Here is a 14573-nt window from a genome sequence, read left to right as displayed (position 1 = left end):
ATGTTAGGACTAAAATTACCAACAGATCCCAGGTGGGCAGATATTGCGGAAAAGAATATTGAAGATATTCTCGTAGACCATGCATATTGTGAACAAAAGGCTGCTTCTACGGCGATTTCGTTTATCGTGACCTACCCGGAATATTCAGAATTAGTTACCGCTATGACGGCTCTGGCCAGAGAGGAAATGGGACATTTCAAGATGGTGCATGATCGCATCCTTAGAATGGGCTTTAAGATGGGTTGGGATCGTAAGGATGAATATGTCCTTAAACTTCGGGAATTTTTCCCAAAAGGAGGAAGCCGGGTAACCCAGATGGTGCACAGGCTTTTGATCGCAGGCCTTATAGAAGCCAGAAGTTGTGAAAGATTCAGGTTACTATCAGAAGAATTAGAAGACCAGGAGCTGGCAAAATTCTACAGAGATCTCATGGTAAGTGAAGCAAATCACTATACCATGTTCCTTAAATTCGCCAGGAAATATGGAGACAGAAAGATCGTGGACCAGAAATGGCAGGAACTATTAGAGTTCGAAGCCCAGGTCATGAAAGATCTAGGCACCAAAGAAAGCATACACGGTTAAGAGCTTTTCCTTCTTCTGGACTCATTGTATAATGATTTAATTATACCGTCTGCCAGTCCAATTTTAGGGACATAGATCCAGTTTGCCTTAGCCCACTTCATGGAATTTACATAGATCTTCGAGGCAGGAATAATCACATCTGCCCGGTCATTTTTAAGGTCCAGCTCGGTGATCCTTTCCTCGTAGGTATAGGAATTTAGTTTTTCGTCATAGTCCTTAAGATATTTCAGACTTAAAGGCTTACCTTCCTTTTTCCCGCTGGTCTTAAAAATGTTATTTATATTTCCACCAGATCCAATAAGGTCTATATCCTTATAATCTTTTGTGGTCTCTTTTACCCACTGTTGCATCTCCTCCCAGGTCTTATGCTCCACCAGGTCCTCCATCATCCTCACGGTTCCCACTTTAAAACTTCTGGAGGCAATTGTCTTTCCATTGCTGTACATAGTATATTCGGTACTTCCACCTCCCACATCCACATACAGATAATTACAATCGTTCTGTATGAGGGCATGCAGATCTGTGGCTGCGATAATTGCCGCTTCGTGGGACCCATCTATAACTTCTATTTCTATCTCAGTCTTTTCTTTGACGGTCCGCGCAATTTCAAGAGCATTCCCGGCTTCACGCATGGCAGAAGTTGCATAGGCTTTATATTTCTCAACGCCATGAGATTTCATTAATAAACTAAAAGCCTGCATAGTATCAATTACTCTCAACCTGTTTTTTTCAGAAACTTTTTGCTTTAAAAACACATCTGCTCCCAATCTTATAGGTACACGAACCAGCGAGGTTTTCCTGAAATTTGTTTCCATCCCTTCCTTTTCAGTAATGGTGGATATAAGGAGCCTGATGGCATTAGAACCAATATCTATAGCGGCGTAGGTTTTTTGTTTGATCATTTTACTCCTGAATGTCTGTCTTTCTTAAATAGTAATCATATAATGCAAATTGTGACCTCAAGGCAGGTTTGTCATTTTCCCGATAAGGATTTTCTATTCCGGGACAATGGTTTCTGGCTTTCACATTATCATTCCAGCTAATCTCGAAAGTTTCAATAAGTTCCTGCTTAATATCTTCATCATAAATAGGACAGGAAATCTCAACTCTTTGATCCAGATTTCTGGTCATAAAATCTGCTGAAGAAATATAGATCCTTGGGTTTTCATTATTCTCAAATATGAAAACACGCGGATGCTCTAGGAATTTATCTACTATACTAATAGCTTCAATATTTTCACTAAGGCCCTTTATCCCCGGTACCAGGCAGCAAATTCCTCTTACAATTAGCTTTATTTTTACTCCGGCCTTACTGGCTGTATATAGTTTTTCAATAACACCGTTATCTGAAAGGCTGTTCAGTTTTAATCTTATTCCTGCAGGTTTGCCGTTTCTCGCATTATCAATCTCGTTCTGAATCAGGTTATAAATCACATTCCTGGTATAATGCGGCGAAACAATAAGATGCTTATACTTGTTAACTTTATAATTTGTTTCAAAGAAATCGAACACCATATCTACTTCCCTCAAAATTGCCGGATCGGCTGTGAAAAGCGTGTAATCTGTATATACCTTTGAAGTACTTTCGTTGAAGTTCCCGGTGCTTATAAATCCATATCTTTTCAATTTCCCGTCTTCTTCCCTCTCGATAACACAGGTTTTGCAGTGTACTTTCAGGCCGGGCACGCCAAAGATCAGGTTAACCCCTTCCTCCTGCATTTGTTCAGCATAACGAATGTTCGCTACTTCATCGAATCGCGCCCTGAGTTCAATCTGGACGGTCACCTTTTTGCCATTTTTAACAGCATTGATCAATGAGCTGGCGATATGAGATATTTTAGCCAGTCTGTAAATGGTGATCTTAATGGTTTTCACCCTGGGATCCAGCGCCGCCTCCCTTAGGAATTTCACCACGTAAGCAAAACTTTGATAAGGCGTGTATAACAGATAATCTTTTTCGGCGATCCCCTTTAGTACACTGGTCTGTAAGATAAGGCCGGGAATTGGTAATGGTTCTCTGACTTCATATTGTAGTTCCGGACCACCAAGGCTGGGGAATCCCATATAATCCCGCCTGTTATGGTAACGCCCACCGGGAATTATACTATCGGTGGAATCGATACCCATCTTATTCATCAGGTAAGTAAGTGTATCACTGTCGATGTTCTTATCATAAACGAATCTTACGGGATCTCCTTTTATTCTATCTCTTACACTATCAGATATTTTTTCAATAAAACTTTTACTCAGGTCACTATCCAGATCGAGTTCAGCATCCCTGGTGATCTTGATCATGTGCGCCGAAAGGCTTTCGTAGCTGAAAATATTAAATATGGTATTGAGATTGAATCTTATAAGGTCATCCAGCAGAATAACATATTGCTTACCATTCTCTTCCGGCAGAACTACAAATCTTTCGATGTTACGTGGGATCTCGATAAGAACATAGCGCTTTTCATTGACCTTTCGGTTTATGATTTTTGAAATTCCCTGGGAAGGTTCGGTATCATCAGACATTACCATTTTTACCGCTAAATATGCCGCACTATCCTTAAGCGAGGGCATTTCCGGCAGATCATTAAGAATGATGGTAACCAGTGCCGGGCTCACCTTGCTGAGAAAGAAATTTTTAATAAATTCCTTCTGGTTAGGCGTCACCTGGTCTTCATTAATAACATGAATATTATGAGATTTCAGCTTGGTTTGAATGTCATCAAGTATCTTCAAACTTTCAGATTGCTGATCTATCACAATTTTCGTGATCGCTTCCAGTAATTTATTAGCCTTAATTCCCCCAAGAACTTTTTTTCCTGCTTTACCGGCAAGGTCAATACGCTTTACGGTAGCATATCTCACCTTAAAAAATTCATCCAGGTTATTTGAAAATATTCCCAGAAACCTAAGTCTTTCAATTAAGGGAACGGTTTCATCTGCGGCTTCCTGTAGAACTCTGGCATTAAAAGACAGCCAGCTTAATTCTCTGTTTATATAACGTTTCTCTGCCATAAAATACTATCGGAGATTTTTTGGCATTAAAGTTAAAATCGTTTTGCCTTTTCGAATATCCTCCCACGAATCTACCTCAAAATCTATTACACACAGACCGGTTGTAGGTAAATTATCAATTCTTTTATCCCCCAGGGAGTTCACGAGGATGGTCATCGCAGGATTATGGCCAAACACTATTAGCTTATCTGTTTCATCTCCACATGATTGAATAACAGAGAGGAGATCGTTCTGGTTGAAGGTATATAATTCTTCTTTTACCTCGAAATGATCGTCAGGAACCTTTAGACGTTCCTTGAATATTTTAGCTGTTTCATGAGCTCTGACTGCATGACTGCTCCAGAACAGGCCTCCTGGCTCATAGAAATTCTGAAAAGAATTCAGCACAACTTCTGCGTCTTTATATGCCCGATTTTTCAATGGGCGTCTATGATCTGGCAGATCATTATCCCAGGAAGATTTTCCATGTCTTACTAAAACTAATCTCTTCATATCTTATGGTGCTAGTCTTTCTATAATCCAGTTATTTTGGCTTGTCGAGGTAAAAAGTATGCGATCGTGCAACCTGCTTTTCCTGCCCTGCCAGAATTCAATCTTTAAAGGTTTTACTTTATAACCTCCCCAGTCACCGGGCTTTGGTATTTCTTCCCCTTTATATTTTTCCTCCAGGGATTTTATTTTTCCTTCCAGGAATTCTCTGGAAGGAATCTTGCTACTTTGATCGGAAGCTTTCGCACCCAACTGGCTGCCCCGGGGTCGGGAATGAAAATAATCTTCCGATTCTTCTGGTGATAATTTGGTAGCCTCTCCATGTATGATCACCTGTTTTTCCAGAGAGGGCCAGAAAAACGATAAACAACATTTAGGATTCTCGCTTAACGCTTTTCCTTTTTGGGACTTATAATTCGTGTAAAATATAAAACCATCTTTACTATAACCCTTCAACAGTACTATACGGGAAACCGGGGCCATATCCTTTCCAACAGTAGCAATATTCATTGCATTTGCTTCTTCCACAGTCTCAGCTTCATCTGCCAGTTGAAACCATGATTGAAACAATTCGTAGGGATCACCCGGAATATCAGATTCAAGCAATTCCCCTTTTTCGTACGATTTTCGGTAAGATTTCAGGTCCTTTTGCATATTATTGGGTTAGTTTGATGCAATTTACAAGTTTAAACTTCAAGGGAGAAAAAATCTGCTTAATTCTTAAGCCGATTTTTCTGAAATTATGGGGTAATTTCTGAATTGTAGAAAGTAATCCTTTAACTACCTAAATTTTAAGACGGAGATTCCTGTACGAAAAAGTAAGATTGTAAATAAATTCTACGGGTTTTCCCCTATAATTTTCTCTTAATTCCTACAAACTTAACATATTTTAAGAGTCCATTTCTTTCAATTTCAAGCAGTTACGTTTAAAATTTTACGTTACTTATCGATTATATATCATCATTCATCTAATAATCAGCCAGTTAATCTTACGGATGAGTTATTTATAATAATTTTACCCCAAAGAACACCAATTATAAGTCACCCCCACTTCTAATGGTAATTTTTCTAATTACCGGTGTTTATTACCTACAATTTTACGATTCCCCCGAATCTAACATTTACCTGGAACCGGAGATAATATACTTCCTACAGTATATCTGGTTATGAATCTTATGTCCTAAGGCAATCCCAAATCACTTCAGTCGCTATTGGCGATGGTATATTTTATTTGACAAGGCTAAAACATCATTGATATGATTTGGAAAACTACACACCGTGATTTGATTGCCCAATTAACTAATACAGGCTTTCAGAAAAGAGAATTTCGTAAAGGAATGGCGCCAATTCTGGTGATGCTATTCTTTTGTTTAGTTCAATTTAATCCATTATTCGCTCAGAAATACATTCCAATTCTGGATCCCCCTGGTCGATTTGAAATTGATGGCAATTTAACGGCTAAAGATGTACAAGATGGTGTTGACTGGGCGCCGTTCTGGAATGGAACTGGTTATGATGCTGGAAACAATTATATTTTTGATGCCAGTGGTAATCCGGTAGATAGTAATACTTCGGTATTTGTAAGAGATCCGTTTGAATCAAATAATGACTATGTTTTTAAAGGCGGTAATAAATATACCGATGACCCATTAGTCTGGAAGACTGATAGAACCCAGGCGAGTCCGGCTAAAGGAGATATGAGTACAGCCTTCTATCATATCACCAGGAACGCCGATGGCGATCAATGGTTATTTGTGGGTAGTGACCGGATAAGCAATAACGGAACCAGCTATCTCGATTTTGAGTTCTTCCAGGGAAATGTATTCTATAATACTTCTACAGAAAAGTTTACCACCACCAATACTACGGGTAAAGCGAGGACAGAAGGAGACTTCCTTATCTCTGTAAAATATGAAAATGGAGGATCAACCGCTTCTGTACAATTCTTTATTTGGGAAAATAATGCTTATGTAGATTACACCTCCATCATTGGAGCTAATGATGCATTTGCAGCCGGTAATACCATAGAAGTAAAAAAACCATTTACTCCAGACAATGCGGCGGTTTATGATACATATTTGTTCGTAGAGGCCGGCCTGAATATGACCAGGATATTTGGAGGTATTGCCGGGCAATTCTGCGATGATATAGAATTAGAATCACTGCTCGTGAAAACAAAGACTTCGGCATCAGATAGTGCTACCCTTATTGATTTTATTGGACCGGTACCTGTGGATATTTTCTTCGGCGCTGCCAGGATAAGTTATGATCCTAATCCAGTTTGTGAAGATTATGAAATCACCTATGAGCCAACTATTGAAGGTGTGCAAAATGGTACCTTTTCTGCTTCGCCGGGTGGTTTAGCTATTAATACTTCTAACGGAATAATAGACATCGCGGCAAGTGCGCCCGGAACTTATACTGTCACCTATACCTTTGATAGTTACGGTTGTATTGGTCTTACCTCTACCTATGATATCACCATCTCCCCAGTACCAGGAACTCCTGTAACGACCTCTGACTATCAGAATGGTAATTTCAACCAATGTTTTTCAGGACAGATACTGGATGCTAACGACGCAATTATTCCTGCCAGCGGCACTTCTTTACTTTGGTATACTTCTGCTACCGGAAATAACACCACTAACTCCCCTACGCTCAGTCAGCCGGGTACAGTGAGTTATTATGCCGTGGCAATAGCAGATTCAGGAGATTGTACAAATGAAGAAAGAACAGAAGTTTTTTTACAGCTAAGAGATAAACCAGATGCGGTAGATGATCAAAAAACCACTGATGAAGACACAGCCGTAATCATAGATGTTCTGAACAATGATACAGATCCTGAAAACGACAATTTAACTGTAACCAATGCTGGGCAACCTGCAAACGGAACTACAGAAGTTATAAATAACCAGGTAAAATATACCCCTAATGCCAATTATTTTGGTACAGATACCTTTGAATATACCATTACAGATAGTGACTGCGGAACAGATACTGCCCTGGTTACAGTTACCGTAAATTCTGTTAATGACCTTCCAAATGCTGAAGACGATACCCTCACGGTTGAGGAAGATTCAAAAGCCGGTACAGATAATCAGGTAGATGTATCTCTGAATGACAATATAGGTGGTGACGGTGGTGATGCTGATAATTTTTCTATCACCTCGCAACCATCTAATGGGACAGTATCTGAAATTACCGATGGAGTTTTTCAATATATCCCGGATGCAAACTTTAATGGAAGCGATTCTTTCACCTACACCATTACAGATGTAAATGGTGATACAGATACTGCCACGGTAACTGTTACGGTTAATTCGGTTAATGACGTTCCTGTTGCTAATAATGATAATCTGGTGGTAAATGAAGATTCTCCTGCCGGCCCAGCCAACCAGGTGAATGTGGCTTCAAATGACAATATAGGAGGCGATAGCGGAGATGGAGAGGACTTTAGTTTACTAACATCAGCTTCCAATGGTACAGTTACCGAGGTAAGTGATGGTTTATTCCAGTACGTTCCAGATCCGGATTACAACGGACCAGATTCCTTTACTTATACTATAACAGATAAAGATGGAGATACAGATACTGCAACGGTATTTATTACTGTAAATCCGGTGAACGATACTCCCACAGCTAATGATGATGTACTTACTGTCGAAGAAGATTCTTCAGCAGGTCCAGCTAACCAGGTAGATGTTTCTGCTAACGATGATATAGGTGGTGACGGCGGTGATGCGAATAATTTTGCCCTAGCATCCCAGGCTTCCAACGGGACAGTTACTGAAATTACCGATGGCGTATTCCAGTATATTCCGGCGCCAGACTTTTTTGGCCAGGATTCTTTTACATATACTATTACAGATAAAGATGGAGACACAGATTCTGCGACTGTAAATATTACCGTAAATTCTGTAAACGATACTCCTAGTGCTGAAAATGATGCACTAACTGTTGAAGAGGATTCTACTGCCGGAACAGCAAATCAGGTAAATGTTGCTTCCAATGATGACATTGGCGGTGATGGAGGTGATTCGGATAATTTTAGTTTAAGTACTGCTGCTTCCAATGGTACTGTTACCGAAATTAGCGATGGCGTATTTCAGTATATTCCAAATGCAGATTATAATGGACCAGATTCATTTACTTACACAATAACAGATGTAGATGGAGATACAGCTACCGCAACGGTATTTATTACCGTAAATTCAGTTAATGATGTTCCGGTAGCAAATAACGATAATCTTACCGTAGATGAAGATTCAGCAGCCGGAGTTTCCAATCAGGTAGATGTATCTGCTAATGATAATATTGGAGGTGATGGAGGCGATGCAGATAATTACAGCCTTACAACTTCTGCTTCAAATGGAACGGTAACCGAGGTATCTGATGGTGTATTCCAATATGTCCCAGATACAGATTTTAATGGGTCAGATTCTTTTACCTATACCATTACAGATATAGACGGAGATACAGATACGGCAACGGTTTCAGTTACGGTAAATTCTGTAAATGATACCCCAACTGCTCAAGACGATAGTTTGACCGTACAGGAGGATTCCACTGCTGGACCTTCCAACCGGGTAGACGTTACAGGTAATGATGACGTTGGAGGTGACGGTGGTGATGGTGATGATTTTGCTATAACTACTCAACCAACTAATGGGACAGTTTCTGAAATAAGCGATGGAGTATTCGAATATATTCCAGATCCCAACTTTAACGGTTCAGATTCATTTACTTATTCGATTACAGATGCCGATGGTGATTCAGAAACTGCTACGGTTTCAGTTACCGTAGTTCCGGTAAATGATCCTCCGGTAGCTTTGGATGATATCGCTTCCACAGATGAAGACCAGGAAGTAGATATAGACGTATTGGCTAATGATTCAGATATAGATGGTAATGACCTTGATGTTTCTATTGAAAGTGATCCTTCGAACGGAACCGCAACTGTCAATACCGATGGTACTATCAAATATATCCCCGATGCCAATTTCAATGGCCAGGACAGTTTTACCTATACTATTTCAGATGGAAATGGGGGCACAGATTCTGCCACTGTCCAGGTATTTATTGGCATCGTCAATGATCCACCGGTAGCAGTAAATGACGAAGCAACCACCCCGGAGGATACGCCTGTAGATATCAATGTAGTTTCAAACGACCAGGATACCGATGGAGATGACCTTACCGTTTTCACAGTAAGTGATCCCGATAATGGTTCTACCGAGATTAATGACGATAACACTATAAAATATACTCCAGACCTTAATTTTTATGGGGAAGACACCTTTACTTATACTATTTCTGATGGTAACGGCGGGACGTCTTCTGCGACGGTAACCGTAACGGTTACACCGGTAAATGATGATCCTGTAGCTGTAAATGATCCGGCAAGTACTCCTGAAGATACTCCGGTTAACATTAATGTCCTGGCTAATGATACAGATGTAGATGGCGATACTCTGGAGGTGATCCAGGTTAGTGATCCAGATAACGGAACAACCTCTATAGATACTGATGGTACAGTGATATACATCCCAGATCCAGACTATTTTGGAGAAGACACCTTCACCTATACCATATCAGACGGTAATGGTGGAACTGCCACAGCTATAGTTACAGTAACTGTAACACCTGTTGATGATGCTCCCACTGCAAATGATGACACCCTGGAAGTAGATGAAGATTCAACTGCAGGGGTAGCCAACCAAATTGACGTGTCAACTAATGACGATATTGGTGGTGACGGTGGTGATGACGATAATTTCTCCATTAAAACTCAGCCAGAAAATGGAACAGTTTCAGAGATTACCGATGGAGTATTTCAATATATCCCAGATGCAGATTTTAATGGTGAAGATTCATTCACTTATACCATCACAGATGTAGATGGTGATACCGATTCGGCAACTGTATCAATTACCGTAGCAGACGTCGATGATGTACCTGTAGCGGTGGCAGACACTCTGAATGTTGATGAAGATTCAACCGCAGGGGTTTCAAACCAGATAGATGTTTCAGCAAATGACAATATTGGTGGTGACGGTGGCGACGGGGATGATTTCTCTGTGTCTACTTTGCCAACTAATGGTACCGTAACAGAATTAAGTGATGGTATTTTTGAATATATTCCTGATCCTGAATTTAACGGATCAGACTCATTTACCTATACAATCACAGATATCGATGGAGATACAGATTCGGCAACAGTAACTATAACAGTAAATTCTGTTAACGATCTTCCTGTAGCCAATGATGATTCACTTATAGTAGATGAAGATTCAACTGCGGGGAGCGATAATCAAATAGATGTTTCTGTAAATGACAATATCGGTGGTGATGGCGGAGATGGAGATAACTTCAGCATAGACGAATTGCCATCAAATGGTACACTAACCGAAATATCTGATGGAGTGTTTGAATATGTTCCCAATCCAGATTTTAATGGAACAGATTCATTTAGTTACTTAATTACAGATGTAGATGGTGATACAGATTCGGCTACCGTTTCTATTACTGTTAATTCTGTAGACGATCTGCCAGAAGCAAATGATGATACTCTAACTGTAGAAGAAGATTCTACCACCGGGGTTGAAAATCAAATTGATGTTTCTGCCAATGATAATATTGGTGGTGATGGCGGTGATGATGATAATTATTCTATAAAAGACCAACCCGCAAATGGATCTGTTACAGAAATTAGCGATGGGATATTTGAGTATATTCCAAATGCTGACTATAATGGAGCAGACTCTTTTACTTATAACCTAACAGATGTTGACGGTGACGTTGCTACTGCAACAGTTCAGATTACCGTGAATTCTTTAGATGATGCACCAACGGCTAATGATGATACTTTAATTGTTGATGAAGATTCAACAACCGGCGCGGGCAACCAGGTAAATGTTTCACTAAATGACGAAATTGGTGGCGATGGCGGCGATACAGATAATTTTGACCTGGCTTCCCCTCCGGCTCATGGTACAGTTTCCGAAATCACTGATGGTCTGTTTGAATACATCCCAGATCCAAATTATAACGGACCAGATTCTTTCACCTATACTATTACAGACACTGATGGTACCTCAAGCACAGGTACAGTTACTGTAACTGTTAACCCGGTGAACGATGCTCCTGAAGCGACAGATGATATCGCAGTTACAGAAGAAAATTCATCGGTGGATATTCCGGTATTAGATAATGATGAGGACATAGATGGGGATACCCTGGAAGTTATATTCGTTTCAGACCCACCTAACGGGACCACAACGACAGGACCTGACGGAGTAATAACTTATACCCCAGACCCCGGTTTTACAGGTGAAGATACTTTCACCTATACTGTTTCAGATGGGAATGGCGGAGAAGATACAGGTACCGTAACAGTATTTGTAAGCGATGAAAGCGGACCGGAAATAGTATGTCCAGTGATCGAACCCATCAATAATGATAATGGAATCTGCGGAGCGGTATATGAATTTGAAATGCCTGTATTCTCAGATAATTCTGGAAATGCCACAATGGAACAAATTGGTGGCCCATCCTCGGGTGATTTGTTCCCGGTGGGCGATACCGTGCTCGTATTCAAGGCAACAGACGAAGCAGGCAACTTTACCATTTGCAGTTATACGGTAACTGTACTTGATGCTGAAGCGCCGGTGATCATAGCATGTGTCGCAGATATATCTGTATCTTCAGATGCCGGTCTATGTACCGCCTCTGAGGTAAATCTTGGTACGCTGTCGGCCGAAGATAACTGTGATTCGAATCTTGACATTACGAATGATGCCCCGGACGTATTTCCGGTAGGAGAAACTGTGGTTACATGGACGGTGACAGATGATGATGGTAATTTTACTACCTGTTCTCAAATCGTGACCGTTACAGACGATCAGGATCCTGAAATAGAGGAAATGCAGGATATCGTTGTAAGTAATGATCCGGGTGAATGTGGCGCCATAGTAACCTATGATATTGTGACTGCTACAGACAATTGTGAAATTTCAACAATAACTGTAACCGAGGGACCTGCTTCAGGAACCGAATTCGAAGTGGGAACTACAACGGTAACTTATACGGTGACAGATATTAATGGTAACAGTACAACCGAAAGTTTTACCGTAACTGTTAATGATACCGAAACTCCGGAACTTAACTGTCCTGGAAATATCACGGTAAGTACAACTACCGGTGAATCATTCGCCATCGTAACCTTTATGGAAGCAACCGTGACCGATAATTGCGGTGCCACAATAGAGCAGACTGCCGGGCCGGTTTCAGGTTCTCAATTCAGCCTGGGTACAACTACGGTGACCTTCACTGCTACAGACGATGCAGGTAATACTACAGAATGTAGCTTTACCGTAACCGTTGAGGATGATTCAGACCCAACCCTGGAATGTCCTTCAGACATAAGTCAGAATGTAGACGCCGGGGAATGTGGAGCGGTAGTAACATTTACAACTCCCGAAGCATTTGATAATTCCGGAAATGTGACTGTAGAGCAAACGTCAGGTCCGGCCTCGGGAGAACAATTCCCGGTTGGAACTACCACGGTTACCTTTACCGCTACCGATGATGCCGGTAACTCTGTTGAATGCAGCTTTACGGTTACGGTAAGTGATGACGAAGCTCCAGTTATGGAAGACATGGTTGATATTAATGTCAATAATGATCCCGGAGCTTGTGGCGCCATCGTGAATTTCGATACACCAGGTGCAACAGATAATTGTGGAATAGAAAGCGTGGTCCAAACCGATGGTATTGCACCAGGTTCAGAATTTCCTGTGGGTACCACCACTGTAGAATATACAGCTACAGATACGGCTGGAAATACTACGACGACAACTTTTACCGTAACTGTTACAGATAATGAATCACCGGCAATTGAATGTCCTGAGAACATCACCTTAACCGCAGAATTTAATTCTGAATTCTTAGTAGTGACTTATGATGAGATCACGGTATCTGATAATTGTGAAGGAACAACGATTGTGATAACTGAAGGATTTGCTTCTGGTGAGGAGTTCCCGGTTGGAGAAACCACAACGGTACGTTATTCTATAACAGATTCCAGTGGTAACAATGTGGAGTGTGAATTTACGGTTACCATCACAGAAGATAATCCCGAACCACCGTCTCCTCCGGCAGCGACAATTTCGGCAGAAGCTATTTGTGAAGATCCCTTCGGAATCATTACAGTTGAAACCCAGGAAGGTCTTACCTATAGTATAGACGGTGAGAATTACCAGGAGAGTGGCGTATTTACAGATCTGGAACCGGGTACCTATGAAGTAACGGCTAAAGATGAATTCGATCAGGTTTCAGCTGCAACTATAATAACTATAGATCCACCGGCAGCACAGGATATAACCCTTGTGAATGGAGGTTTTGACTCGCTATGTATTGAAGATTCACCGTTGAATCTATTTGAATTATTTACTGGAGAATATGATGATACCGGTACCTGGATAGACACGGATAATTCGGGAGCCCTGGATGGTAACTTTGTGGATCCTTCAGTGCTGGTTGTTGGAGCTACCTATTCCTTCGAATATGAAATCAGCGGAGTTTGTAGTTCAACTACCACGGTAAGTATTTCGATCAACGATGATTGCGTGGTGTTGGATTGTAGTATTGAAGATCTAAGGGATAGTATTTCTAAAGCGGTAACACCTAATGGAGATAATCAAAATGATTTCTTTACGATAGGCCTTGACTCAGGTTGTGGTTTCACATACGATCTCATGATATTTAACAGATGGGGTGCTGAGGTTTATACGGCCAGAAATTATCAGAATAACTGGGATGGATTTTCTAAAAGTTCCTTTACCAGTTCAAACCAATTGCCTTCCGGTACCTATTACTACATTCTGGAGATCAGAAATAGTGAATTTGAACCGATCCAGGGATATATCTACTTAGGAACAAAATAAAAAAGAGACATCATGAAAAAAGTATATCTAATCATATTGATCTTATTTATTGCAACTGATGGCTTTTCACAACAGCTCCCCCAGTTTACGCAGTATATGTATAATACGATCTCGATCAATCCGGCCTATGCCGGGAGTAGAGACGGCTTTACCACGGTGGGGCTGCACCGCAGCCAGTGGGCTGACCTGGAAGGGGCTCCCACCACCCAGACCCTATCCCTGCACTCTCCCCTTACCAATGATAAGGTGGGACTGGGATTGTCTATCATCAACGATAACGCCGGGTATGAGAATTACACCTATGCCTATGGGGATTTCTCCTACCGTCTGGATTTGAGTGATGATGTCACCCTTCGCCTGGGATTAAAGGCCGGGATGAGTTATTACAACCTCGAGGATGAACTCTTTACAGATCCCCAGGTATTAAGCGATCCTTTCTTTCAGGATCAGATCAACCGCTGGACTCCTAACTTCGGGCTTGGATTCTATCTCTCCTCCCAGAACTGGTACATCGGGGGATCGGCTCCTAAACTGATCAATAATGACAATAAT

General features: G+C 41.0%; 7 protein-coding genes. 3 read left to right on the top strand and 4 right to left on the bottom strand.

The window, feature by feature from the left end; all coding sequences use genetic code 11:
• On the top strand, positions 1–582 hold the full coding sequence (locus FGM01_RS00035) for a MiaE family protein (RefSeq protein WP_143409077.1): 582 nt from the start codon (positions 1–3) through the stop codon (positions 580–582).
• Here FGM01_RS00035 and FGM01_RS00030 read toward each other — a convergent pair.
• Genes FGM01_RS00030 through pdxH form a run of 4 tightly spaced genes read right to left on the bottom strand, consistent with a single transcriptional unit; the run spans position 579 to position 4731 of the window.
• Complete coding sequence (locus FGM01_RS00030; RefSeq protein ID WP_143409076.1) at positions 579–1484, bottom strand: Ppx/GppA phosphatase family protein; 906 nt, start codon at positions 1482–1484, stop codon at positions 579–581. The genes FGM01_RS00035 and FGM01_RS00030 overlap by 4 nt on opposite strands.
• Before the next feature lies 1 nt (position 1485).
• A complete protein-coding gene (gene ppk1, locus FGM01_RS00025; protein ID WP_143409075.1) occupies positions 1486–3588 on the bottom strand; it encodes a polyphosphate kinase 1 in 2103 nt (700 codons plus the stop codon).
• A gap of 6 nt (positions 3589–3594) precedes the next feature.
• Positions 3595–4080 carry a SixA phosphatase family protein gene (locus FGM01_RS00020; protein ID WP_143409074.1) on the bottom strand — a complete coding sequence of 162 codons (486 nt, stop codon included), beginning with the start codon at positions 4078–4080 and terminating at the stop codon, positions 3595–3597.
• A 3-nt stretch (positions 4081–4083) separates the two neighbouring features.
• On the bottom strand, positions 4084–4731 hold the full coding sequence (gene pdxH / locus FGM01_RS00015; protein ID WP_143409073.1) for a pyridoxamine 5'-phosphate oxidase: 648 nt from the start codon (positions 4729–4731) through the stop codon (positions 4084–4086).
• A 602-nt stretch (positions 4732–5333) separates the two neighbouring features.
• On the opposite strand from pdxH, the gene FGM01_RS00010 reads away from it, so the two are divergent.
• Positions 5334–14021 (top strand): Ig-like domain-containing protein, encoded by an 8688-nt coding sequence (locus FGM01_RS00010; protein WP_143409072.1) that lies wholly within the window; start codon positions 5334–5336, stop codon positions 14019–14021.
• A gap of 12 nt (positions 14022–14033) precedes the next feature.
• The coding region (locus FGM01_RS00005) for a PorP/SprF family type IX secretion system membrane protein (RefSeq protein WP_143409071.1) at positions 14034–14573 on the top strand (540 nt) is incomplete at its 3' end.

This window comes from Christiangramia sabulilitoris (genome assembly GCF_007050985.1).
Classification (GTDB): Bacteria; Bacteroidota; Bacteroidia; order Flavobacteriales; family Flavobacteriaceae; genus Christiangramia; species Christiangramia sabulilitoris.
Note: the sequence above shows the minus strand (reverse complement) of the source record. Positions and strands in the feature narration are given on the sequence as shown.

Excerpts from the sequence above, each read along its gene's own strand:
- FGM01_RS00020 (WP_143409074.1), bottom strand. The coding sequence starts at position 4,080 with ATGAAGAGATTAGTTTTAGTAAGACATGGAAAATCTTCCTGGGATAAT.
- FGM01_RS00010 (WP_143409072.1), top strand. The coding sequence starts at position 5,334 with ATGATTTGGAAAACTACACACCGTGATTTGATTGCCCAATTAACTAAT.
- FGM01_RS00030 (WP_143409076.1), bottom strand. The coding sequence starts at position 1,484 with ATGATCAAACAAAAAACCTACGCCGCTATAGATATTGGTTCTAATGCC.
- FGM01_RS00035 (WP_143409077.1), top strand. The coding sequence starts at position 1 with ATGTTAGGACTAAAATTACCAACAGATCCCAGGTGGGCAGATATTGCG.
- pdxH (WP_143409073.1), bottom strand. The coding sequence starts at position 4,731 with ATGCAAAAGGACCTGAAATCTTACCGAAAATCGTACGAAAAAGGGGAA.
- ppk1 (WP_143409075.1), bottom strand. The coding sequence starts at position 3,588 with ATGGCAGAGAAACGTTATATAAACAGAGAATTAAGCTGGCTGTCTTTT.